Annotated in this window: 19 protein-coding genes, 5 tRNA genes and 3 rRNA genes; 9 read left to right on the plus strand and 18 right to left on the minus strand. The window is 56.3% G+C overall.

From position 1 onward, the window contains the following. Nucleotides 1–13: 13 nt before the first annotated feature. The 12 genes from HZ99_RS14160 to tyrS all read right to left on the minus strand — a co-directional run bounded on the left by HZ99_RS14160 (nt 14) and on the right by tyrS (nt 9,752). Nucleotides 14–89, minus strand: a tRNA-Thr gene (locus HZ99_RS14160). 26 nt (nt 90–115) lie between these two features. Next, a tRNA-Gly gene (locus tag HZ99_RS14165) sits at nt 116–189 on the minus strand. Nucleotides 190–213: 24 nt separating this feature from the next. After that, nucleotides 214–298, minus strand: a tRNA-Tyr gene (locus HZ99_RS14170). 142 nt (nt 299–440) lie between these two features. Beyond that, nucleotides 441–887, minus strand: a complete 447-nt coding sequence (locus HZ99_RS14175) for a hypothetical protein (protein WP_038443746.1) — start codon at nt 885–887, stop codon at nt 441–443. A 7-nt stretch (nt 888–894) separates the two neighbouring features. Then, entirely contained in the window at nt 895–1,644 is a 750-nt protein-coding gene (locus tag HZ99_RS14180; protein ID WP_038443748.1) for a pantothenate kinase, read from the minus strand. Further along, the gene (birA, locus tag HZ99_RS14185; RefSeq protein ID WP_038443749.1) at nt 1,634–2,593 is read right to left on the minus strand and encodes a bifunctional biotin--[acetyl-CoA-carboxylase] ligase/biotin operon repressor BirA; all 960 of its coding nucleotides are present in this window, start codon (nt 2,591–2,593) and stop codon (nt 1,634–1,636) included. The genes HZ99_RS14180 and birA overlap by 11 nt, the downstream gene beginning before the upstream one ends. 179 nt (nt 2,594–2,772) lie before the next feature. Beyond that, a 5S ribosomal RNA gene (gene rrf, locus HZ99_RS14190) occupies nt 2,773–2,888 on the minus strand. 168 nt (nt 2,889–3,056) lie between these two features. Beyond that, nucleotides 3,057–5,950: ribosomal RNA gene (locus tag HZ99_RS14195) — 23S ribosomal RNA — on the minus strand. Between the two features lie 247 nt (nt 5,951–6,197). Continuing rightward, nucleotides 6,198–6,273 (minus strand) — tRNA-Ala (locus HZ99_RS14200). 30 nt (nt 6,274–6,303) lie between these two features. Continuing rightward, nucleotides 6,304–6,380 (minus strand) — tRNA-Ile (locus tag HZ99_RS14205). An 82-nt stretch (nt 6,381–6,462) separates the two neighbouring features. After that, nucleotides 6,463–7,999 (minus strand): 16S ribosomal RNA (locus HZ99_RS14210). Together the 16S, 23S and 5S rRNA genes with 2 tRNA genes alongside form the textbook arrangement of a ribosomal RNA operon. A 553-nt stretch (nt 8,000–8,552) precedes the next feature. Continuing rightward, nucleotides 8,553–9,752 (minus strand): tyrosine--tRNA ligase, encoded by a 1,200-nt coding sequence (tyrS, locus tag HZ99_RS14215; RefSeq protein ID WP_038443750.1) that lies wholly within the window; start codon nt 9,750–9,752, stop codon nt 8,553–8,555. A 210-nt stretch (nt 9,753–9,962) separates the two neighbouring features. Here tyrS and HZ99_RS14220 point away from each other — a divergent pair, with 210 nt between their 5' ends. Then, nucleotides 9,963–11,375 carry a peptidoglycan DD-metalloendopeptidase family protein gene (locus HZ99_RS14220; protein ID WP_038443751.1) on the plus strand — a complete coding sequence of 471 codons (1,413 nt, stop codon included), beginning with the start codon at nt 9,963–9,965 and terminating at the stop codon, nt 11,373–11,375. 3 nt (nt 11,376–11,378) lie between these two features. Next, nucleotides 11,379–12,470: an anhydro-N-acetylmuramic acid kinase gene (locus HZ99_RS14225; protein ID WP_038443753.1), complete on the plus strand. Its 1,092-nt coding sequence runs from the start codon at nt 11,379–11,381 to the stop codon at nt 12,468–12,470. Nucleotides 12,471–12,538: 68 nt separating this feature from the next. Here the strand turns inward: HZ99_RS14225 and erpA are convergent, their stop codons facing one another. Next, nucleotides 12,539–12,889: an iron-sulfur cluster insertion protein ErpA gene (erpA, locus tag HZ99_RS14230; RefSeq protein WP_003176443.1), complete on the minus strand. Its 351-nt coding sequence runs from the start codon at nt 12,887–12,889 to the stop codon at nt 12,539–12,541. Between the two features lie 163 nt (nt 12,890–13,052). After that, on the minus strand, nt 13,053–14,087 hold the full coding sequence (gene argC, locus HZ99_RS14235) for an N-acetyl-gamma-glutamyl-phosphate reductase (RefSeq protein ID WP_038443754.1): 1,035 nt from the start codon (nt 14,085–14,087) through the stop codon (nt 13,053–13,055). Between the two features lie 136 nt (nt 14,088–14,223). Between argC and hemJ the strand changes: the two genes are divergently transcribed. From hemJ to coq7, 6 genes are all read left to right on the plus strand, one after another. Continuing rightward, nucleotides 14,224–14,652, plus strand: a complete 429-nt coding sequence (gene hemJ, locus HZ99_RS14240; RefSeq protein WP_029296744.1) for a protoporphyrinogen oxidase HemJ — start codon at nt 14,224–14,226, stop codon at nt 14,650–14,652. A gap of 35 nt (nt 14,653–14,687) precedes the next feature. Further along, on the plus strand, nt 14,688–15,650 hold the full coding sequence (locus HZ99_RS14245; protein ID WP_038443757.1) for an NAD(P)H-dependent flavin oxidoreductase: 963 nt from the start codon (nt 14,688–14,690) through the stop codon (nt 15,648–15,650). 70 nt (nt 15,651–15,720) lie between these two features. Next, entirely contained in the window at nt 15,721–16,683 is a 963-nt protein-coding gene (locus HZ99_RS14250; protein WP_038443759.1) for a DUF805 domain-containing protein, read from the plus strand. Between the two features lie 63 nt (nt 16,684–16,746). Beyond that, on the plus strand, nt 16,747–17,532 hold the full coding sequence (locus HZ99_RS14255; RefSeq protein ID WP_038443760.1) for an SDR family NAD(P)-dependent oxidoreductase: 786 nt from the start codon (nt 16,747–16,749) through the stop codon (nt 17,530–17,532). 46 nt (nt 17,533–17,578) lie between these two features. After that, on the plus strand, nt 17,579–17,917 hold the full coding sequence (locus tag HZ99_RS14260) for a histidine triad nucleotide-binding protein (RefSeq protein ID WP_038443761.1): 339 nt from the start codon (nt 17,579–17,581) through the stop codon (nt 17,915–17,917). Nucleotides 17,918–18,066: 149 nt separating this feature from the next. Further along, the gene (coq7, locus tag HZ99_RS14265) at nt 18,067–18,714 is read left to right on the plus strand and encodes a 2-polyprenyl-3-methyl-6-methoxy-1,4-benzoquinone monooxygenase (RefSeq protein WP_038443763.1); all 648 of its coding nucleotides are present in this window, start codon (nt 18,067–18,069) and stop codon (nt 18,712–18,714) included. 57 nt (nt 18,715–18,771) lie between these two features. Here the strand turns inward: coq7 and HZ99_RS14270 are convergent, their stop codons facing one another. Further along, entirely contained in the window at nt 18,772–19,194 is a 423-nt protein-coding gene (locus HZ99_RS14270) for an OsmC family protein (protein WP_038443765.1), read from the minus strand. A 234-nt stretch (nt 19,195–19,428) separates the two neighbouring features. On the opposite strand from HZ99_RS14270, the gene crp reads away from it, so the two are divergent. Beyond that, nucleotides 19,429–20,073, plus strand: coding sequence for a cAMP-activated global transcriptional regulator CRP (gene crp, locus HZ99_RS14275; RefSeq protein WP_038443767.1), 645 nt, complete (start codon nt 19,429–19,431; stop codon nt 20,071–20,073). Here crp and HZ99_RS14280 read toward each other — a convergent pair. From HZ99_RS14280 to trpD, 3 genes are all read right to left on the minus strand, one after another. Further along, nucleotides 20,070–20,765, minus strand: a complete 696-nt coding sequence (locus HZ99_RS14280) for a lipoate--protein ligase family protein (protein WP_038443768.1) — start codon at nt 20,763–20,765, stop codon at nt 20,070–20,072. The genes crp and HZ99_RS14280 overlap by 4 nt on opposite strands. A 138-nt stretch (nt 20,766–20,903) precedes the next feature. After that, complete coding sequence (gene trpC / locus HZ99_RS14285; protein WP_038443770.1) at nt 20,904–21,740, minus strand: indole-3-glycerol phosphate synthase TrpC; 837 nt, start codon at nt 21,738–21,740, stop codon at nt 20,904–20,906. Then, entirely contained in the window at nt 21,737–22,786 is a 1,050-nt protein-coding gene (gene trpD, locus HZ99_RS14290) for an anthranilate phosphoribosyltransferase (protein ID WP_029296763.1), read from the minus strand. Before trpD ends, trpC begins: the two co-directional genes overlap by 4 nt.

Consider the following 22,786-nt stretch of genomic DNA (forward strand, 5'->3'; position numbering starts at 1 on the left):
CTGCCTTGTTATATGGAGCTCTTGAGCGGATTTGAACCGCTGACCTCACCCTTACCAAGGGTGTGCTCTACCAACTGAGCTACAAGAGCAAAACACCTTGCACAACCTGCAAACTTGGAGCGGGTAGCGGGAATCGAACCCGCATCATCAGCTTGGAAGGCTGAGGTTCTACCACTAAACTATACCCGCGGAGCTTGCAGCTCACGCTAAAAATGGTGGAGGGGGAAGGATTCGAACCTTCGAAGTCGTAGACGTCAGATTTACAGTCTGATCCCTTTGGCCGCTCGGGAACCCCTCCTAAGCGAGCCGGCATTTTACATTACGCCGACCTTCTGTCAAGCATTTTCTCATTAAAAATATGAGGTTAGCTGCATGACGAACGCTCCACACCAATTACCCAAGAGGGTCATCACTGTGGAGCGGGCGCCATTCTATGCAAACTATTCGACACTTGCAATGCCTTCGCACGGCATTATTTTATGTTTTAACTCATTGAATTCATTAGCAAGGCTTTCAAACGGCAGATCATCAGCCAAGCGACGACTTTCAGGCGCCACACGCAACCAAAAAGAGGCAGCACCTGCGGCAACCAATGACTGAATCCTTACCTTGATATCCAGGCTAGTCAGGCGCTGCTCGAGGTACTGCGCCTGCTCCTGACTGGCAAAACCACCAATATACAAACAACCGGCCGGCACCTCTGGGACTCTGGACCGGTCGCGACGCGTCATTGCCTCGCCTGACTCACTCAACAACTGAATATCCTGCTGGGAACCCCGGTATAGCGCCAGGGGCGTTACATCCTTTGCACGCAACGGAGCCTCCTGCTGGTGCCAGACGTAATAGAAGACATTGAGAACCAGCAACAGCAGAAACAACCAACGCATAAAAACCTCAAGACAAAGGGCACGCCATCGCCAAGCCAACAAATACCAAGTCCGGAACGAAGCGAGCGCCCGGCAAAGCATCCACGACCAGCCCCGCATCACCACCCGTAAGGAAAACCGAGAAGTCCTCCCCCCAGTAACTACGGGCCAGCTCCAGCTGCGACTGCGCAAACCCACGAAGCATGAGCGTACAACCTCGCTCAACAGCTTGCGCTGTCGTGCGCCCAGGCACCAGGCTTTCCAGCGCACGCTCAGCAGCAACGTCGTCATACCGTATTTTACGGGTATGGGTTCGCAACTGGTTACGCATCAGCGGCATGCCAGGGCAGATAAACCCCCCAAGATGCTCGCCATTTGCCGCAATGAAATCAGCAGTGGCTGCGGTACCAAAATCAAGCACCAGACATGCCCCAGAGGCTAGCTGGAAGCCCCCAAGCATCGCCAGCCAGCGATCCAGCCCCAGGCGCGCATAATCCTCATACCCATTGCGCACACCCGCCACCTCACGCGATGGCGCTGCACAACTTATAGAGACACCAAAGGCTGCAACCAATACACCTACCAGACGATTCGTCTCTTCCTGTGCGCGCACGCTGACTAATCTGCAGTGCTGCAGCGAAAGACCGACCAGTGAATGAAGGCCACCCAACAACGCCACATCGGAATCAACAACGCCCTCAGCGAAAACGCCTGCCTGACTTGCCTTGAGGACTCGCCATTTAATGAAGCTATTCCCACAGTCGAGCTCAAGAATCATCACGCAACCTCAGGCTTAACTCACCACCGCTGTATTTTTTCTCAATACCATCTACGTCGAGACGTAGCGCGCCTTGGCCGTCGACACCCAACACCACCCCATCGACCTGGTTAACACCTGCGATCAACGACACAGCCTTACCCTGCCATAAATGATTCCGCTCCCACTCCTCACGAATTACCGAGAAGCCGGAACCCCTATGACGCTCCAGATAAACCTGCAACGCTTGACTCAGATGAGCGACCAGATGATTTCGATCTACCGCACGACCTGTTTCGAGCTGTATCGATGTCCACTGCTGATCAACTTGCGCAGCACTCTGCATGTTTGCATTAATACCAATGCCGAGCACTACATGACATACATCAGCAGGATCCCCGACCAACTCAAGAAGGATGCCCGCAACCTTCTTCGCTCCAACAAGAACATCATTCGGCCATTTCAAACCAGAGCCATTGACACCAAGATCGCGCAAGGTTTGCATGACCGCCAAGCCCACGACAAGACTCAACCCCTCAAGCTGTCGGAGCCCTCCATCGATACGAAGTACAAGGCTGTAGTAAACGTTCTGTGCAAATGGACTGACCCACTTACGCCCTCGGCGCCCCCTACCTGCTGTCTGCTGCTCCGAGAGAACCAGGAACGGTGCCGCTTGCCCGGCATCGATTAGGCGCAACGCCTCGGCATTAGTAGAATCGATGGTATCCGATATGAAAACCGAACCCGCACAGACCTGCGACCTCAACGCGATCTCGTCAGCACTCAATAGAACCAGTGGAGACGGCAATTGATAGCCTCTACCCCTGACCTTGTGAATTGTCAGGCCCAGTTCGGCCTCCAGATGCTGGAGCTGCTTCCACACAGCACTACGACTGACACCCAGGGCCGCGCCTAACGCTTCCCCCGAGTGGAATCGACCATCTTTCAGAAGTTTTAACAACGTCAGCATGCAAGTCTCGCCTCACAATGAGGCACGCATGATAGCCATGCATAAAGCCATTGCATAGAAAGCAAGCTGGCAGGTGATAGAGGGACTTCAATCGAACACTCTGCCAAGCCTTTGCGAGACTTTTCGAGCGCCCAAAACAAAACCCCAACTGCTCTCGCAATTGGGGTTTCGGAATTTAATCTTGACGATGACCTACTCTCACATGGGGAAACCCCACACTACCATCGGCGATGCATCGTTTCACTGCTGAGTTCGGGATGGGATCAGGTGGTTCCAATGCTCTATGGTCGTCAAGAAATTCGGGTACTGAGTCGTGACCAAACGGCCTCGCTTCAGCAAATTGGGTATGTAATAGAGTCGGTGTCTTGTGCATTCGAACTTTCGGTTCGTTTCGTCTTCACACACCGCAATCTGGTGCTCTTGGGCTTTTCAGCTTCAGGCAAGCAAATTGCTTGGGTGTTATATGGTCAAGCCTCACGGGCAATTAGTATTGGTTAGCTCAACGCCTCACAGCGCTTACACACCCAACCTATCAACGTCGTAGTCTTCGACGGCCCTTCAGGGAACTCAAGGTTCCAGTGAGATCTCATCTTGAGGCTAGTTTCCCGCTTAGATGCTTTCAGCGGTTATCTATTCCGAACATAGCTACCCGGCAATGCCACTGGCGTGACAACCGGAACACCAGAGGTTCGTCCACTCCGGTCCTCTCGTACTAGGAGCAGCCCCTCTCAAATCTCAAACGTCCACGGCAGATAGGGACCGAACTGTCTCACGACGTTCTAAACCCAGCTCGCGTACCACTTTAAATGGCGAACAGCCATACCCTTGGGACCGGCTTCAGCCCCAGGATGTGATGAGCCGACATCGAGGTGCCAAACACCGCCGTCGATATGAACTCTTGGGCGGTATCAGCCTGTTATCCCCGGAGTACCTTTTATCCGTTGAGCGATGGCCCTTCCATACAGAACCACCGGATCACTAAGACCTACTTTCGTACCTGCTCGACGTGTCTGTCTCGCAGTCAAGCGCGCTTTTGCCTTTATACTCTACGACCGATTTCCGACCGGTCTGAGCGCACCTTCGTACTCCTCCGTTACTCTTTAGGAGGAGACCGCCCCAGTCAAACTACCCACCATACACTGTCCTCGATCCGGATAACGGACCTGAGTTAGAACCTCAAAGTTGCCAGGGTGGTATTTCAAGGATGGCTCCACGCGAACTGGCGTCCACGCTTCAAAGCCTCCCACCTATCCTACACAAGCAAATTCAAAGTCCAGTGCAAAGCTATAGTAAAGGTTCACGGGGTCTTTCCGTCTAGCCGCGGATACACTGCATCTTCACAGCGATTTCAATTTCACTGAGTCTCGGGTGGAGACAGCGCCGCCATCGTTACGCCATTCGTGCAGGTCGGAACTTACCCGACAAGGAATTTCGCTACCTTAGGACCGTTATAGTTACGGCCGCCGTTTACCGGGGCTTCGATCAAGAGCTTCGCGTTAGCTAACCCCATCAATTAACCTTCCGGCACCGGGCAGGCGTCACACCCTATACGTCCACTTTCGTGTTTGCAGAGTGCTGTGTTTTTAATAAACAGTCGCAGCGGCCTGGTATCTTCGACCGGCATGAGCTTACGGAGCAAGTCCTTCACCCTCACCGGCGCACCTTCTCCCGAAGTTACGGTGCCATTTTGCCTAGTTCCTTCACCCGAGTTCTCTCAAGCGCCTTGGTATTCTCTACCCAACCACCTGTGTCGGTTTGGGGTACGGTTCCTGGTTACCTGAAGCTTAGAAGCTTTTCTTGGAAGCATGGCATCAACCACTTCGTCACCCAAAGGGTAACTCGTCATCAGCTCTCGGCCTTAGAATCCCGGATTTACCTAAGATTCCAGCCTACCACCTTAAACTTGGACAACCAACGCCAAGCTGGCCTAGCCTTCTCCGTCCCTCCATCGCAATAACCAGAAGTACAGGAATATTAACCTGTTTTCCATCGACTACGCTTTTCAGCCTCGCCTTAGGGACCGACTAACCCTGCGTCGATTAACGTTGCGCAGGAAACCTTGGTCTTTCGGCGTGGGTGTTTTTCACACCCATTGTCGTTACTCATGTCAGCATTCGCACTTCTGATACCTCCAGCAAGCTTCTCAACTCACCTTCACAGGCTTACAGAACGCTCCTCTACCGCATCACCCGAGGGTGATACCCGTAGCTTCGGTGTATGGTTTGAGCCCCGTTACATCTTCCGCGCAGGCCGACTCGACTAGTGAGCTATTACGCTTTCTTTAAAGGGTGGCTGCTTCTAAGCCAACCTCCTAGCTGTCTAAGCCTTCCCACATCGTTTCCCACTTAACCATAACTTTGGGACCTTAGCTGACGGTCTGGGTTGTTTCCCTTTTCACGACGGACGTTAGCACCCGCCGTGTGTCTCCCATGCTCGGCACTTGTAGGTATTCGGAGTTTGCATCGGTTTGGTAAGTCGGGATGACCCCCTAGCCGAAACAGTGCTCTACCCCCTACAGTGATACATGAGGCGCTACCTAAATAGCTTTCGAGGAGAACCAGCTATCTCCGAGCTTGATTAGCCTTTCACTCCGATCCACAGGTCATCCGCTAACTTTTCAACGGTAGTCGGTTCGGTCCTCCAGTTAGTGTTACCCAACCTTCAACCTGCCCATGGATAGATCGCCCGGTTTCGGGTCTATTCCCAGCGACTAGACGCCCTATTAAGACTCGCTTTCGCTACGCCTCCCCTATTCGGTTAAGCTCGCCACTGAAAATAAGTCGCTGACCCATTATACAAAAGGTACGCAGTCACCCAACAAAGTGGGCTCCCACTGCTTGTACGCATACGGTTTCAGGATCTATTTCACTCCCCTCTCCGGGGTTCTTTTCGCCTTTCCCTCACGGTACTAGTTCACTATCGGTCAGTCAGTAGTATTTAGCCTTGGAGGATGGTCCCCCCATATTCAGACAAAGTTTCTCGTGCTCCGTCCTACTCGATTTCATGACTAAGAGATTTTCGCGTACAGGGCTATCACCCACTATGGCCGCACTTTCCAGAGCGTTCCGCTAATCTCAAAGCCACTTAAGGGCTAGTCCCCGTTCGCTCGCCACTACTAAGGGAATCTCGGTTGATTTCTTTTCCTCAGGGTACTTAGATGTTTCAGTTCCCCTGGTTCGCCTCTTGCACCTATGTATTCAGTACAAGATAACCATCTTATGATGGCTGGGTTCCCCCATTCAGACATCTCCGGATCAAAGTCTGTTTGCCGACTCCCCGAAGCTTTTCGCAGGCTACCACGTCTTTCATCGCCTCTGACTGCCAAGGCATCCACCGTATGCGCTTCTTCACTTGACCATATAACCCCAAGCAATCTGGTTATACTGTGAAGACGACATTCGCCGAAAATTCGAATTTCTCAATTAAGAGAACTCACAAATTTTACCTTAGCCTGATCCGTTACCAGTGAAAGTAACGTTCAGTCTATCTTTCTATCACATACCCAAATTTTTAAAGAACGAACTAGTCAAAGACTAGAAATCAACATTCACCATCACAATGATGGAATGCTCATTTCTAAGCTTTCTACAAACAGAAGCAGTAGTGGTGGAGCCAAACGGGATCGAACCGTTGACCTCCTGCGTGCAAGGCAGGCGCTCTCCCAGCTGAGCTATGGCCCCGTATTTCTACAGGCGTTTCCCACACAAAATTGGTGGGTCTGGGCAGATTCGAACTGCCGACCTCACCCTTATCAGGGGTGCGCTCTAACCAACTGAGCTACAGACCCAATTTCGGGCTGCTTCTTTTCGTCTTCTTCAATGAATCAAGCAATTCGTGTGGGAACTTATGGAGCAGCTGATGTCGTCGATTAAGGAGGTGATCCAGCCGCAGGTTCCCCTACGGCTACCTTGTTACGACTTCACCCCAGTCATGAATCACACCGTGGTAACCGTCCTCCCGAAGGTTAGACTAGCTACTTCTGGTGCAACCCACTCCCATGGTGTGACGGGCGGTGTGTACAAGGCCCGGGAACGTATTCACCGCGACATTCTGATTCGCGATTACTAGCGATTCCGACTTCACGCAGTCGAGTTGCAGACTGCGATCCGGACTACGATCGGTTTTATGGGATTAGCTCCACCTCGCGGCTTGGCAACCCTCTGTACCGACCATTGTAGCACGTGTGTAGCCCAGGCCGTAAGGGCCATGATGACTTGACGTCATCCCCACCTTCCTCCGGTTTGTCACCGGCAGTCTCCTTAGAGTGCCCACCATTACGTGCTGGTAACTAAGGACAAGGGTTGCGCTCGTTACGGGACTTAACCCAACATCTCACGACACGAGCTGACGACAGCCATGCAGCACCTGTCTCAATGTTCCCGAAGGCACCAATCTATCTCTAGAAAGTTCATTGGATGTCAAGGCCTGGTAAGGTTCTTCGCGTTGCTTCGAATTAAACCACATGCTCCACCGCTTGTGCGGGCCCCCGTCAATTCATTTGAGTTTTAACCTTGCGGCCGTACTCCCCAGGCGGTCAACTTAATGCGTTAGCTGCGCCACTAAGAGCTCAAGGCTCCCAACGGCTAGTTGACATCGTTTACGGCGTGGACTACCAGGGTATCTAATCCTGTTTGCTCCCCACGCTTTCGCACCTCAGTGTCAGTATCAGTCCAGGTGGTCGCCTTCGCCACTGGTGTTCCTTCCTATATCTACGCATTTCACCGCTACACAGGAAATTCCACCACCCTCTACCATACTCTAGTCAGTCAGTTTTGAATGCAGTTCCCAGGTTGAGCCCGGGGATTTCACATCCAACTTAACTAACCACCTACGCGCGCTTTACGCCCAGTAATTCCGATTAACGCTTGCACCCTCTGTATTACCGCGGCTGCTGGCACAGAGTTAGCCGGTGCTTATTCTGTCGGTAACGTCAAAATTGCAGAGTATTAATCTACAACCCTTCCTCCCAACTTAAAGTGCTTTACAATCCGAAGACCTTCTTCACACACGCGGCATGGCTGGATCAGGCTTTCGCCCATTGTCCAATATTCCCCACTGCTGCCTCCCGTAGGAGTCTGGACCGTGTCTCAGTTCCAGTGTGACTGATCATCCTCTCAGACCAGTTACGGATCGTCGCCTTGGTGAGCCATTACCCCACCAACTAGCTAATCCGACCTAGGCTCATCTGATAGCGCAAGGCCCGAAGGTCCCCTGCTTTCTCCCGTAGGACGTATGCGGTATTAGCGTCCGTTTCCGAACGTTATCCCCCACTACCAGGCAGATTCCTAGGCATTACTCACCCGTCCGCCGCTCTCAAGAGAAGCAAGCTTCTCTCTACCGCTCGACTTGCATGTGTTAGGCCTGCCGCCAGCGTTCAATCTGAGCCATGATCAAACTCTTCAGTTCAAACATCTTTGGGTTTTTAAGAAACCCTAAACTTGGCTCAGCAATCGTTGGTTACATCTTTGATTTCTCGCGGAGTAACTTGTGATGCTGATAATCTTGTTGACTATCAGTCTGACTCCACAAGCACCCACACGAATTGCTTGATTCAGTTGTTAAAGAGCGGTTGGTTAAGATCTTTCGTCTCAACCGAGGCGCACATTCTACAGCAGCCTCACTTGCTGTCAAGTGGTTATTTTCAGAAGTTTTCGAGGATTTCCTCAACAACTTCAACCACTTGCGCTTTCGATCTCTCGTCAGCGGGAGGCGAATTCTACAGCGTTACACGCTGCTGTCAACACCTCTTTTTCTCCGCTTTCGACCGAGAAGATCGAAACGTCGATAGAGCCAAACAACCCTGCCCTACCCACTCCTTCCGGGCTTCGATGAACTGAAGCGCCTCGCTGTCGAATCCTGCATAACTCTTTGTTTATCAAGGAGTTTTCCGTTTCGACTGCGCCGGAAGTGGGGCGAATTATAGACAGATATAAATCGCCGTCAACCGCTAATCCAAAATTTATTCGGATTTAAGCGTAATACGCGCAAATGCCTTCTTGCCCGCCTGGCAAACGTGGGTCGCACCCAGCTCATATATAAAGGTGCGATCTACCACCTCACCATCTATACGCACACCACCAGAACCTAGGAGGTCACGCGCAACCGCCGAGTTCTTCACCAACCCCGCCTTATTAAGGACAGCAGCGATCGGCATTGCCTCGACAGCAGTCAACTCAATCTCAGGCAGGTCATCCGGGAGCTCGCCATCCTTCATGCGATTACCCGCAGCACGATGAGCGCTGGCCGCAGCCTCATTACCATGGAAGCGTGCAACTATCTCTTCCGCCAGCTTGATTTTGACGTCCCGCGGATTCGCACCAGCGTCGACCTCGGCACGCAACGCATTGATTTCATCCATCGAGCGAAAACTCAACAGCTCGAAGTAACGCCACATCAGCGCATCCGGAATCGAAACCAGCTTGCCGTACATTACGCCCGGCGCCTCCTGGATACCTACATAGTTACCCAAGGACTTGGACATCTTCTTGACGCCATCCAACCCTTCCAGCAATGGCATGGTCAGAATGCATTGAGCTTCCTGGCCATACGCACGCTGCAGCTCACGCCCCATCAACAGATTGAACTTCTGATCAGTACCACCCAGCTCAACATCCGCACGCAGTGCCACCGAGTCATACCCCTGAACCAATGGGTACAGAAACTCATGTATCGCAATAGGCTGATTGGTGGAGTAGCGCTTGTCGAAATCATCGCGCTCAAGCATCCGCGCAACGGTGTACTGGGACGTCAGGCGAATGAAATCTGCCGGCCCCATTTGATCCATCCAGGTGGAGTTGAAAGCCACCTCAGTCTTGGCCGGGTCAAGAATCTTGAAGACCTGGGTCTTGTAGGTCTCGGCATTATCGAGAACTTGCTCGCGGGTCAGCGGCGGACGCGTAGCACTCTTGCCACTCGGATCACCGATCATCCCGGTGAAGTCACCTATAAGGAAGATCACTTGATGCCCCAGCTCCTGGAACTGGCGCAACTTATTAATAAGCACCGTATGACCCAGATGCAGATCCGGTGCCGTCGGATCAAAGCCAGCCTTAATACGAAGGGGTTGGCCACGCTTGAGCTTTTCGATCAGCTCGGCCTCGACCAATAGTTCTTCCGCACCACGTTTGATCAGCGCTAGCTGCTCTTCAACCGACTTCATAACAGACCCGCAAGGCTCAGATTCAAAGGGAACCAACCATACAAGATCAGGGACTAATTACAAGTTTTGCCCTGTAAACGGACACCATTGTGCAAGCCCAGCGTTCGCGAGCTTGCACCACAGATGATTTGGTTATATTTTATACAGTTATTTCATCTTCATCATGTCATTCATCTTTTCCATTTCATCTTTTCAAAGTCAAAATTACCTATGACCACTGAACCGTCTAAAGCGCCGCCGCTTTACCCGAAGACCCACCTGCTCGCCGCAAGTGGTATCGCCGCCCTTCTCAGCCTGGCACTCCTGGTATTCCCTTCCAGTGACGTAGAAGCCAAACGCACGACTCTAAGCCTCGACTTGGAGAGCCCGATTGAACAACTGACACAAGATCAAGACGCTTCTGACGCGCAACAAGCCACAACCGTCAGCGTCGAATCTCCATTTGCCCAGATTGAAGACAGTACGGACGACACCAAGAAAACCGCTCAGGCAGCACCCGCCCCCCAGGTAGCGAAAGGCCCGGAGCACCGCGAGGTAATCGTGGCCAAGGGTGACACGCTGTCGACACTGTTCGAGAAGGTCGGCCTTCCAGCCGCAACCGTTAACGATGTACTGGCCAGCGATAAGCAAGCCAAGCAATTCACCCAACTAAAGCGTGGCCAGAAGCTTGAGTTCGAGTTGGCCGCGGACGGTCAATTGACCACCCTGCACACCAATCTCAACGACCTTGAAAGCATCACCCTGACCAAGGGCGCCAAGGGCTTTGCCTTTAATCGCGTGACCACCAAGCCGGTGATGCGCTCAGCCTACATTCATGGCGTGATCAACAGTTCGCTGTCCCAGTCGGCTGCGCGCGCAGGCCTGTCACATAGCATGACCATGGACATGGCCAGTGTATTTGGCTACGACATCGACTTCGCCCAGGATATTCGCCAAGGCGACGAATTCGACGTGATCTACGAGCAAAAGGTGGCCAACGGCAAGGTCGTCGGCACCGGCAACATTTTGTCAGCACGCTTTACCAACCGCGGCAAGACTTACACCGCCGTGCGCTACACCAACAAACAAGGCAACAGCAGCTACTACACCGCCGATGGCAATAGCATGCGCAAGGCCTTCATCCGCACTCCGGTTGACTTCGCCCGTATTAGCTCGCGTTTTTCCATGGGCCGCAAGCATCCAATTCTGAACAAAATCCGCGCCCACAAAGGTGTGGACTATGCAGCACCGCGCGGCACGCCGATCAAGGCTGCCGGCGATGGCAAGGTGCTGTTGGCCGGGCGCCGCGGCGGCTACGGCAACACCGTCATCATCCAGCACGGCAACAGCTACCGTACGCTTTACGGCCACATGCAAGGCTTTGCCAAAGGCGTGAAGACTGGCGGCAACGTCAAGCAAGGCCAGGTGATTGGCTATATCGGCACCACTGGCCTATCCACCGGCCCGCACCTGCACTATGAATTCCAGGTCAACGGCGTGCACGTCGACCCCCTGGGCCAGAAGCTGCCGATGGCCGACCCAATCGCCAAGGCCGAGCGCACACGCTTCCTCCAGCAAAGCCAACCGCTGATGGCACGCATGGACCAGGAACGCGCCACCATGCTGGCTTCGGCGAGGCGCTAAAAGATGGCGCTCTATATAGGTGTCATGTCCGGGACCAGCCTTGATGGCCTGGACATTGCGCTGATCGAGCAGAACACGGCGGCCAGGCTGATCGCCACCCATTACATCCCCATGCCTGAGTCCCTGCGGGTCGAGCTGCTGGGCCTTTGCGCCAGCGGCCCGGACGAGATTGCCCGCTCGGCGATTGCCCAGCAAAACTGGGTAACACTCGCCGCCCAGGGCATTCACGCGCTGCTTGAGCAACAGCAACTCACTCACCACGACATACGTGCGATTGGCAGCCATGGGCAAACCATTCGCCACGAGCCCACCCGTGGTTTTACCGTACAGATTGGCAACCCCGCCTTACTGACCGAACTGACCGGAATAACCGTCGTCAGTGACTTTCGCAGCCGCGATGTGGCCGCCGGTGGCCAGGGAGCGCCACTGGTGCCCGCCTTTCACGAAGCGCTGTTCGGCGAGGCCAGCGGCAACCGGGCCGTGTTGAATATCGGTGGCTTCAGCAATCTGAGCCTGATCGAGACAGGCAAACCGGTAGCTGGTTTTGACTGCGGCCCAGGCAATGTCCTACTGGATGCCTGGATTCACCAGCAACGGGGCGAAACCTTTGACCGCGATGGCCAATGGGCTGGCACAGGCAAGGTCGCGCCACAATTGCTCACTGCGCTGCTCAGCGACCCCTTCTTCATGACCAGAGGCCCGAAAAGCACTGGCCGCGAAGTCTTCAACCTGCCTTGGCTGGAACGTCACCTCGGCCGACTGCCGTCATTCGATGCGCAGGATATCCAGGCCACGCTGCTGGAGCTGACGGCACAGACCATCGTCGAGTCGCTGCAAACCGCACAGCCGCAAACCGAAACCCTGCTGGTGTGTGGCGGCGGCGCCCATAACACGAGGCTGATGAACCGTATCGCAGCCTTGCTGCCGGCCACCCGCGTCAGCAGCACCGCCACCCATGGCGTAGACCCCGACTGGGTGGAAGCCATGGCCTTCGCCTGGCTGGCCCATTGCTGCCTTGAAGGCATCGCCGCCAACCGTCCAAGTGTCACTGGCGCCCGCGGCCTTCGTGTACTTGGCGCGATCTATCCCGCCTGAAACGCAGATAGCAAAACGCCGCTTGAGCCCGTAAGAGCCAAGCGGCGTTTTGCATTATCCGCCACTGATCAGATCGAGAAAGACGAACCGCAACCACAAGTAGTGGTGGCATTCGGGTTCTTGATCACAAAGCGCGAGCCTTCCAAACCTTCCTGGTAATCCACCTCGGCACCTGCCAAGTACTGGAAGCTCATCGGATCCACGACCAGGCTCACGCCCTCGCGCTCGACAATGGTGTCGTCGTCTGCCACATCTTCATCGAAGGTGAAGCCGTACTGAAACCCTGAACAACCGCCGCCCGTAACGAATACGCGCAGCTTCAAGCGATCATTACCCTCTTCATCGACCAGGCTCTTCACCTTGTGCGCAGCACCGTGGGTGAATTGCAAAGCCGTGGGGGTGAAGGATTCAACGCTCATGCTGATAATCTCCCGGCGTAACGCCGCCATATGCGTGATGGCGGCCATTATCCGCTTCTCCTAGAAAAGCGGTCAACTATTGTTACGGTATATCAATCTGCCCGGCAGCCCTTAAAAACACAAAAGGCCCGATCAACGGGCCTTTTGCACAGGCACCAACGCCCTAAGGCAACATACCGGCGTGGGACAAGCCGAGCTTTTCATCCAGCCCGAACAAGATGTTCAGGTTCTGCACAGCCTGGCCCGACGCGCCCTTGACCAGGTTATCGATAACCGACAGCACCACTACCAGGTCACCATCCTGCGGGCGATGCACGGCAATCCGGCACACGTTGGCACCGCGCACACTACGGGTTTCCGGATGGCTGCCGGCCGGCATCACATCGACGAACGGCTCATTGGCATAACGTTTTTCAAACAAGGCCTGCAGGTCCACCGAGCGATCCTTGACGGTTGCATACAGTGTCGAGTGAATGCCACGGATCATCGGGGTCAGGTGCGGCACGAACGTCAGGCCGACGTCACTGCCGGCCGCACGACGCAGGCCCTGGCGAATTTCCGGCAGGTGGCGATGCCCCTTAACGGCATACGCCTTCATGCTTTCCGAGGTCTCGGAGTACAGAGAGCCTACGGCCGCACCACGACCAGCGCCGCTGACGCCCGACTTGCAGTCGGCAATCAAACGCGAAGCATCAGCCAGGCCGGCTTCCAGCAGCGGTAGGAAACCCAACTGAGTCGCCGTCGGGTAGCAACCCGGCACGGCAATCAGGCGCGCCTGCTTGATCTGCTCGCGATTGACCTCTGGCAAGCCATATACCGCCTCTTCAAGCAACTCTGGAGCACCATGGGGCTGGCCGTACCACTTGGCCCACTCATCGGCATCCTGCAGGCGGAAATCCGCCGAGAGGTCGATAACCTTAGTCCCCGCGGCCAGCAACTCGCCCGCCAAGGCATGGGCAACACCGTGGGGCGTGGCGAAGAAAACCACGTCACAGGCGCCCAGGGTCTTGATATCCGGAACGCTGAACGCCAGACCGTCGTAATGACCGCGCAGGTTGGGGTACATATCGGCAACGGCCAGGCCGGCCTCGGATCGGGAGGTGATGACCACCACCTCAGCTTGCGGATGCTGAGCCAACAGACGCAGCAATTCGACACCGGTGTAACCCGTGCCGCCGACGATACCGACCTTGACCATAAACCTGCCCTCAACGAACCCACTGGAAAGCCGTCGATAATAGGGGCCGTATCGTTCTGCGACAACCGTCAAGGTGACGTGTGCGCCCTCTAGCCTCTACTATCTCCAGTTACCGTGAACCTGGGAATAACTAAAAATGCTTTATCTATGGCTCAAAGCCTTTCATATCGTCAGCATCGTCTGCTGGTTTGCCGGGCTGTTTTACCTACCGCGCCTGTTCGTCTACCACGCACAAAGCCAGGATGCCGTCAGCCAGGAACGCTTCAGCCTCATGGAGCGCAAGCTGTACAAGGGCATCATGCTGCCGGCAATGATTGCGACGCTGGTGTTCGGTATCTGGCTGATCAGCCTGAACCCGAGTGTCTTCAGCCAGGGTGGCTGGATGCACGCCAAACTGACCCTCGTGGTGATCCTGATCGGCTACCACCATATGTGCGGCGCCCAGGTAAAACGTTTTGCCCGTGGCGAAAACACCCGCAGCCATGTCTTTTATCGCTGGTTCAATGAAGTGCCAGTTCTGATATTGCTGGCTATTGTAATTTTGGTCGTCGTAAAGCCGTTCTAACTCTAATCAGCCGCACTTAACCCGGGGTACTTCCAATGTCGCTGCCCGCTTTGCTTGAACAACGTCTGCGCCTGCCCGTGGTGGCGGCACCGATGTTCCTGATTTCCAATCCACAACTGGTCCTGGCGTGCTGCCGTAATGGCGTGGTCGGGAGTTTCCCGGCGCTCAACCAGCGCGAAAGCAGCGGGTTCAAGGCCTGGCTGGAAGAAATCGAGGCGGGCCTGGCGCTGCTGGACAACCCCGCACCCTACGCAGTCAACCTGATCGTACACAACAGCAACCCACGCCTTGAGGCTGACCTGGCGATATGCGTCGAGCACAAGGTGCCGATCGTCATCACCAGCCTGGGGGCGGTCAAGGAGTTGGTAGACGCCGTACACAGCTACGGCGGCCTGGTGTTCCACGACGTCACCACCCGGCGCCATGCCGAAAAAGCGGCGCAGGCCGGGGTCGACGGACTGATTGCCGTAGCGGCGGGAGCCGGTGGCCACGCAGGCACCTGGAGCCCGTTCTCGCTGATCGCGGAAATTCGCCAGTTCTTCGACAAGACCCTGCTGCTGGCTGGTTGCCTTAACCATGGGCACGAGATCCTCGCCGCGCAATTGCTCGGTGCCGATCTCGCCTATTTCGGCACACGCTTTATCGGCACCACCGAAAGCCACGCCCCAGATGCCTATAAAGAGATGCTGCTCACATCCCGCGCAGCCGATATCGTGCACACTCCAGCGGTGTCCGGCGTGCCGGCGAGTTTTATGCGCCAGAGCCTGGAAAACGCCGGCTTCGACCTCGCGGCCCTGCAAGGCAAAGGTGAAGTCAACTTTGGCTCCAAGCTCAAGCCCCTCAGCGACGAGGCAAAAGCCTGGAAAACTGTATGGTCCGCCGGCCAGGGCGTCGGAGAGATTGACGATTTACCCAGCGTCGATGAACTGGTTGCCCGTCTCGATGCCGAATACCGCAAGGCACGTGAGCAAGCGGCACAACTGCGCTGGCCGCGCTGACCCGCCCGCAGGGCCTGCCGATTGAAGCAGGCCTGCATTTCCCCCCCTGGAAAGTGACAAGGATGCCCGCATGAGCGACAACCGTTTCAAGATTGTGTTTGATGGAGCCCTGCTCCCGGGTGTCGAAAGCACCACCGCCAAGCTGAACCTGGCCGAATTGTTCAAAAGCGACGTCGAGGCGATCGAAAAACTCTTCACTGGACGCCCGGTTGCCCTCAAACGCGACCTGTCTCGCCCCGATGCCGAAACCTATCTGGCAGCCCTGAAAAACGCCGGGGTTGATGCACGCATCGAAACCGAACAGCCTGTGGCCTTCAGCCTGGCTGAAACTCACGAGACCGATTCCACGCACTCCGACTTCTCAAGCCCGGCTGCTTCGCCATACGCACCGCCGCGCGCAGCCGTGGGGGATAACCTTCCAGAGTTTTCCACCCTCAACGTCTTTACCGTCAACGGGCGTATCGGACGCCTGCGCTTCCTCGCCTGGACCCTGGTGCTGAGCCTGGCCATGTTCGCCATCGTCGGTGCCCTGTTTACCGTAGGCCTGGGTATTGCCGCAGTATCTCCCACCGCCGCAATCATCATTGGCTCACTGCTCGGTCTCGCCCTGTTCGTGGCATCTGTATGGATCAGTGTCCAGATCACCGTGCAGCGCCTGCACGACCTGGGCTGGTCCGGCTGGTTATGGTTCCTGAATCTCGTACCGATTGTGGGCAGCATTTTCCCAATCCTGCTCATCGTGTTGCCAGGCAATGCGGGGGCCAACCAATATGGTGCGCCACCGCCACGCAACTCGACCGCAGTGAAGGTCCTGGCCACCCTGTGGCTGGCGTTGATCCCATTGATCTTCGCCGCTGTGATGCTGCTGGCCATGGGCGGTTACCTGGACCAGCTCGAAAACAGCGTGGACGGCAGCTACGAAAGCAGTTCCATGACCACCGATGAAGGCGCTGACCAGAACGTCATCGTCGATGAAGAAGATGTGCAAAGTGCTGACGATGCGGCCGAACCTGTAGACTCTCCGGAAGAATGAAGAAACGCCCCGCACCTGTGACGCCTCTGTCACAAGCGCGGCGGCGTTGTGATGGAGAAACGCATGACCCGTTACGCTCTGATCACCGGTGCCTCCAGCGGCATCGGCCTGGCTTTGGCCGAAGCACTGGCCCGTCGCGGCCGCAGCTTGATTCTGGTGGCCCGCCAGCGTGATCAGTTGGAAAGTATTGCCATAGAACTGACCCAACGCTTTGGCGTCGAGGTGCTGTTCCGTGCCTGCGACCTGGGCGAGCCCTTGCGCCTGTCCGGGTTCCTGCTGGAGCTGGAAGAAGGCGAGCGGCAGATCGACTTGCTGGTCAACTGCGCAGGTATTGGCACCAGCGGCCCATTCCTGGCTCAGGACTGGATGACCGAGCAAGATCTGATCGAAGTCAACATCCTGGCCCTGACCCGTCTGTGCCATGCGCTGGGTAACTCCATGGCCCTGCACGGCGGCGGGCAGATTCTCAACGTCGCCTCAGTCGCGGCCTTCCAGCCGGGGCCCTGGATGAGCACCTATTACGCCAGCAAGGCGTATGTACTGCACTTCTCCGAAGGCCTGCGCGAAGAGCTGAAGAGCTGCGGCATCAAGGTGTCGGTGCTCTGCCCCGGCCCCACACGCACCGCGTTCTTCGGCACCGCGCAGATGGACACCGCCAAGCTGGACCGCCAGCAACTGATGAGCCCCGAAGAAGTAGCGCTGCACACCGTCAGAGCCCTGGCAAAGAACAAGGCCATCATTGTTCCCGGTCGCCGCAACCGCTGGCTGACGTTCAGCCCACGCTTGAGCCCACGCTGGCTGACCCGCAAGATAGCCGGAGTCATCAACAAAGCCTATTGCCCGCGCTGACCCGCCGAGTACACTCACCCTGCACTTTCATAATGGAGAAACAGCTGTGGATACTCTGTTCACCAAGATCATCAACAGAGAAATACCCGCGAAGATAATCTACGAGGATGATCAGGTCCTGGCCTTCCACGATATTGCGCCAATGGCCCCTGTACATTTCCTGGTGATTCCGAAAAAGCCGATACGTACTCTCAACGACCTGACGGAAGAAGACAAAGGCCTGGCAGGACACATCTTGTTCACCGCCCAGCGCCTGGCCGTGGAACAAGGCTGTGAAAAAGGTTTTCGCGTGGTAATGAACTGCAATGAGGATGGCGGCCAGACCGTCTATCACATTCATATGCACGTACTGGGTCAACGCCAGATGAACTGGCCACCGGGCTGAGGCCCGATGGTAGGAGCCGGCTTGTCGGCGATGGCGACCTCAAGAGGCTCATCGCTGGCAAGCCGCACCTACAAGAAGCATGATCCAGCGCAAACGCACGCCCCTCTCTTGCGGTAAACTGGCCGCCGAGATTTTTCCCGGAGGTCAGCATGACTACCCAACGTCACTACTCGCCCATTGACCGACTGTTGCTGCAAGCCGACACAGCCATGCGTACGCTGCTGCCCTTCAGCGGCCAACCGTATCGCCCATCACCGGCCATCGTGCAACCCGAAGCGCAAATGAGCGAGAGCGATACCCGTCATGTCGCCGGCCTGATGCGTATCAACCATACCGGTGAAGTCTGTGCCCAGGCGCTGTACCAGGGCCAGGCCCTGACCGCCAAGCTGCCGCAAGTACGCGCAGCCATGGAGCACGCGGCCGAGGAAGAAATCGACCACTTGGCCTGGTGTGAACAACGTATCCGCCAATTGGGCAGCCACCCCAGCGTGCTGAACCCACTGTTTTATGGGTTGTCGTTTGGCATCGGCGCCGCTGCCGGCCTGATCAGCGACAAGGTCAGCCTTGGTTTTGTCGCAGCGACCGAACATCAGGTGTGTAAACACCTGGATGAGCATCTGGAACAATTGCCGGTCGAGGACGAAAAGTCCCGGGCAATTCTTGAGCAAATGCGCATCGACGAAGAACACCACGCAGAAAGCGCACTGGATGCCGGTGGTTTCCGCTTCCCGGCCCCAGTGAGGTTTGGCATGAGCCTGATGGCCAAGGTCATGACTAAAAGCACCTACCGAATCTGAGTTGCAAAAAAGGGCGCTTTCAAAGCGCCCTTTCTTGATTACCGGCTGATCCAGCGATCAAGCCAACTCAATGATCTCGTAATCATGAGTAATAGCCACACCCGCTGCGCCAAGCATGATCGAGGCCGAGCAGTACTTCTGTGCCGACAGTTCGATGGCCCGCTTGACCTGCGCTTCTTTCAGCCCGCGCCCCTTGACCACAAAATGCATATGGATCTTGGTGAATACCTTCGGGTCTTCAGTAGCGCGCTCGGCCTCCAGAAAGGCTTCGCAGCTTTCCACCGCCTGGCGCGACTTCTTCAGGATGCTGACCACATCGAAGTTGCTGCAGCCACCCACGCCGAGCAAGAGCATTTCCATGGGCCGCACACCCAGGTTGCGACCACCGGCTTCCGGCGGGCCGTCCATGACCACCACATGGCCACTGCCTGATTCACCTAGGAACATGGCTTCGCCCGCCCATTGGATGCGTGCCTTCATCGCCCAGACTCCACTGCTAAAAAAGGAGCGCCAGCTTATCACAGGCCCCCGCGAGCGCAGTGCTCTGCCGGAATCCCATCAACAGTAGGCCTTGATAGGTAAATTCCCTGATCGAGCCAGAATGTGTCTGTTAAGCTGACGCCAAATCAATGGCGCATTGCCATCCACTGGATGGACCTCGCTCGATAAAAATACAAGTCCAACCACACCGTGCAGTCTTTTCGGGATACAACCATGGTTGCTATTACCCCCACACCCAAGATCAAGAACCTCGATAAGTTACTGACCCATTGCCAACGCCGGCGCTATCCAGCCAAGCAGAACATTATCTGCGCCGGGGAACGCTCGGAGACCCTGTTCTTCATTATCAAAGGTTCGGTCACGATCCTGATCGAGGATGAAGACGGCCGCGAAATGATCATCGCCTACCTCAATACCGGTGATTTTTTCGGGGAACTGGGGCTGTTTGAGCAAGCCGGCAAAGAACAGGAGCGCAGCGCCTGGGTGAGGGCCAAGGTCGAGTGTGAGGTCGCAGAAATCAGCTATACAAAATTTCGTGAGCTGGCCCAACAAGATCCGGAAATCCTCTACGCCCTGAGCGGCCAGATTGCCCAGCGCCTGCGCAATACCACGCGCAAGGTCGGCGACCTGGCGTTCTTCGACGTCACCGGGCGTGTCGCCCGCTGCCTGCTGGAACTGTGCAAGCAGCCGGATGCCATGACCCATCCCGACGGCATGCAAATCAAGGTCACTCGCCAGGAAATCGGGCGGATCGTCGGTTGTTCGAGGGAGATGGTCGGTCGAGTGCTCAAGGATCTGGAAGAGCGCAACCTGGTTCACGTCAAAGGCAAGACAATGGTGGTGTTCGGCACCCGCTAGTGCGTAAAGACCTGCGCCAGCATCTGCCGGTATAAGCCGTCGAGGCGGCTGATTGCATCCGGCGCAGCGAAAGCTTCATGCAGGGCGATATGGCTGTCGGCACGAACCCGCTGCTCCAGATCGCACGCCTGATTGAAACGATTGACCGCCGCAATCAGTTCCTCACGATGGTTATCCAACAGCAGTGCGCCATGCACCAGGCCCACCGGGCGTCCACCACTCTGACGCCAGCGCTGGGCAGTACCCACCATCTTGCGCCCGTCGAGATTGACGTTATAACGGCCATCACAAAAGGCTCCGTCGATTTCGCCGACAGAGGCATTGCCGCCCAACTCAGTCAGCAAATCGCAGATGGGTTGGCACAGACGCAGGTATCCAGTTTCGATCCGGCCCTGGTCACCCTCGCTACGCGGCGGTGCATAGACCAGGGCAATATTTACCGTTGCCGCCGACTGTGGCACTGGCTCACCGCCGGTTTCCCGGAGCAGCACCGGCCAGCCATGGGCTGCCGATACCTGGCTGGCCGTTTCAAACGCAGGCAACCGGCTCAGGCGGCGAGGCATTACCAGTGCCTGGTCGGTGGGCTGCCAGAACAGCAGGCCGAAGGATTGTTCACCCGCGCAGACAGCGGCCAGCAAGTCCTGCTCGGCGGCAAGGCCTGCTTCAATGCTCATCGGTGCGGGCTGGATCATCGGACACCTACCTCTCTGAATAAACACAAAAGCAAATGTGGGAGCTGGCTTGCCTGCGATGCAGCCGCCTCGGTGTATCTATTGCACCGAGGTGATGCTATCGCAGGCAAGCCAGCTCCCACGTTACCGCGCTTCAAATCAATCCAGCGTCGAGCCGCTGACCGGTAGGCCACGCTCCGGAAAAAACAGGCGCTGCAACTCAGCCCCAGGATTCTCCGCACGCATAAAGGTCTCGCCGACCAGGAACGAGTAGACACCGCTGATTTCCATCAATTCCACATCCGCACGATTGACGATCCCGCTCTCGGTGATCACCAGGCGGTCGCGCGGAATACGCGGCAGCAGGTCCAGAGTGGTTTCAAGGTTGACCTCAAAGGTGTGCAGGTTGCGGTTATTGACCCCGACCAACCGCGTGTCGAGGGTTTTCAGCGCACGCTCCAGTTCGTCACCGTCGTGGACTTCGACCAGCACATCCAGGCCCACGCTTTTGGCAACTGCCGCCAGCTCGGCCATCTGCACATCGTCCAATGCCGAAACGATCAGCAGCACACAATCAGCCCCCAACGCTCGGGCCTCGACGATCTGGTACGGGTCGATCATGAAATCCTTGCGGATCACCGGCAATTTGCACGCGGCGCGGGCCTGCTGCAGGTACGCATCCGCACCTTGGAAGTAGTCGATGTCGGTCAACACCGAAAGGCAAGTCGCACCGCCCTTCTCGTAGCTGGCAGCAATCTCTGCCGGTACAAAGTGCTCGCGGATCACGCCTTTGCTCGGCGAGGCCTTTTTGATTTCCGCAATCACCGCTGGCTGCTTGAGTTTGGCCTGGGCAATCAGGGCATTGGCAAAACCGCGCGGGGCGTCAGCGCTTTTTGCCAGCCCTTCGAGTTCGGCCAGGCTTACGCGGGCGCGGCGCTCGGCCACCTCCTCAACCTTGCGCGCGAGGATGTTTTCCAGGACTGTTGGCACGCTCATCCTTCATTCTCCATCTTGAATACGGCCGTAAATGCTCCCAGCTCTTCGAGCTTTTCGCGAGCCAGACCCGTATGCAGCGCATCGTGAGCCAAGGCGACGCCTTCCTTAAGACTATAGGCGTGATCGGCAGCGTAAAGTGCTGCGCCAGCATTCAGAACAATCATCTCTGCCGCTTTCTGACCGTTTTCGGTCTTGCGGCGTCCCAAGGCATCGCGAATCAACTCCAGGGACGCCGCCGGGCTTTCCACCGCCAGGCCATGCAGGCTCTGGCTCTTCATGCCCAGATCTTCTGGCTCGACCCAATACTCGGTGACCTGGTCGTTTTTCAGCTCCGCCACAAAGGTCGGTGCCGCCAGGCTGAATTCGTCCAGGCCATCCTTGGAATGCACCACCAGCACATGCTTGCTGCCCAGGCGTTGCAGGACTTCAGCCAATGGCCGGCACAGCGCCTGGCTGAACACGCCCACCACCTGATGTTTCACACCGGCCGGATTCGTAAGCGGGCCAAGCATGTTGAACAGGGTACGCAGGCCCAGGTCCTTGCGTGGGCCTGCGGCGTGCTTCATCGCCCCGTGGTGGGACTGGGCAAACATAAAGCCGATGCCGACGTTATCGATGCAGCGCGCCACCTGCACCGGCGTCAGGTTCAGGTAGATACCTGCCGCTTCCAGCAGGTCGGCACTGCCGCTCTTGCCCGATACCGCGCGGTTACCGTGCTTGGCCACGGTGCAGCCGGCCGCCGCCACCACAAAGGAAGACGCCGTCGAGACGTTGAAGATATTCGCACCGTCGCCGCCGGTGCCGACCACATCGACCACACCGTCGAGGGTCTTGAGTTCGACCTTGTCTGCCAACTCACGCATCACCGAGACGGCGCCGACGATTTCGTCGATGCTCTCGCTCTTCATGCGCATGGCCATCATAAAGGCGCCAATCTGCGCATCGGTGCATTGCCCGGTCATGATTTCGCGCATGACATCGCTCATTTCAGCGGTGCTCAGGTCCAGATGGCCGACGATACGGCTCAGGGCAGTCTTGATATCCAT

This window comes from Pseudomonas fluorescens (assembly GCF_000730425.1).
Taxonomy (GTDB): domain Bacteria; phylum Pseudomonadota; class Gammaproteobacteria; order Pseudomonadales; family Pseudomonadaceae; genus Aquipseudomonas; species Aquipseudomonas fluorescens_X.

Bases quoted from the DNA above. Each gene is read 5' to 3' on its own strand.
- HZ99_RS14175 (WP_038443746.1), bottom strand. From the start codon at position 887: ATGCGTTGGTTGTTTCTGCTGTTGCTGGTTCTCAATGTCTTCTATTAC.
- HZ99_RS14180 (WP_038443748.1), bottom strand. From the start codon at position 1,644: ATGATTCTTGAGCTCGACTGTGGGAATAGCTTCATTAAATGGCGAGTC.
- birA (WP_038443749.1), bottom strand. From the start codon at position 2,593: ATGCTGACGTTGTTAAAACTTCTGAAAGATGGTCGATTCCACTCGGGG.
- tyrS (WP_038443750.1), bottom strand. From the start codon at position 9,752: ATGAAGTCGGTTGAAGAGCAGCTAGCGCTGATCAAACGTGGTGCGGAA.
- HZ99_RS14220 (WP_038443751.1), top strand. From the start codon at position 9,963: ATGACCACTGAACCGTCTAAAGCGCCGCCGCTTTACCCGAAGACCCAC.
- HZ99_RS14225 (WP_038443753.1), top strand. From the start codon at position 11,379: ATGGCGCTCTATATAGGTGTCATGTCCGGGACCAGCCTTGATGGCCTG.
- erpA (WP_003176443.1), bottom strand. From the start codon at position 12,889: ATGAGCGTTGAATCCTTCACCCCCACGGCTTTGCAATTCACCCACGGT.
- argC (WP_038443754.1), bottom strand. From the start codon at position 14,087: ATGGTCAAGGTCGGTATCGTCGGCGGCACGGGTTACACCGGTGTCGAA.
- hemJ (WP_029296744.1), top strand. From the start codon at position 14,224: ATGCTTTATCTATGGCTCAAAGCCTTTCATATCGTCAGCATCGTCTGC.
- HZ99_RS14245 (WP_038443757.1), top strand. From the start codon at position 14,688: ATGTCGCTGCCCGCTTTGCTTGAACAACGTCTGCGCCTGCCCGTGGTG.
- HZ99_RS14250 (WP_038443759.1), top strand. From the start codon at position 15,721: ATGAGCGACAACCGTTTCAAGATTGTGTTTGATGGAGCCCTGCTCCCG.
- HZ99_RS14255 (WP_038443760.1), top strand. From the start codon at position 16,747: ATGACCCGTTACGCTCTGATCACCGGTGCCTCCAGCGGCATCGGCCTG.
- coq7 (WP_038443763.1), top strand. From the start codon at position 18,067: ATGACTACCCAACGTCACTACTCGCCCATTGACCGACTGTTGCTGCAA.
- HZ99_RS14270 (WP_038443765.1), bottom strand. From the start codon at position 19,194: ATGAAGGCACGCATCCAATGGGCGGGCGAAGCCATGTTCCTAGGTGAA.
- crp (WP_038443767.1), top strand. From the start codon at position 19,429: ATGGTTGCTATTACCCCCACACCCAAGATCAAGAACCTCGATAAGTTA.
- HZ99_RS14280 (WP_038443768.1), bottom strand. From the start codon at position 20,765: ATGATCCAGCCCGCACCGATGAGCATTGAAGCAGGCCTTGCCGCCGAG.
- trpC (WP_038443770.1), bottom strand. From the start codon at position 21,740: ATGAGCGTGCCAACAGTCCTGGAAAACATCCTCGCGCGCAAGGTTGAG.
- trpD (WP_029296763.1), bottom strand. From the start codon at position 22,786: ATGGATATCAAGACTGCCCTGAGCCGTATCGTCGGCCATCTGGACCTG.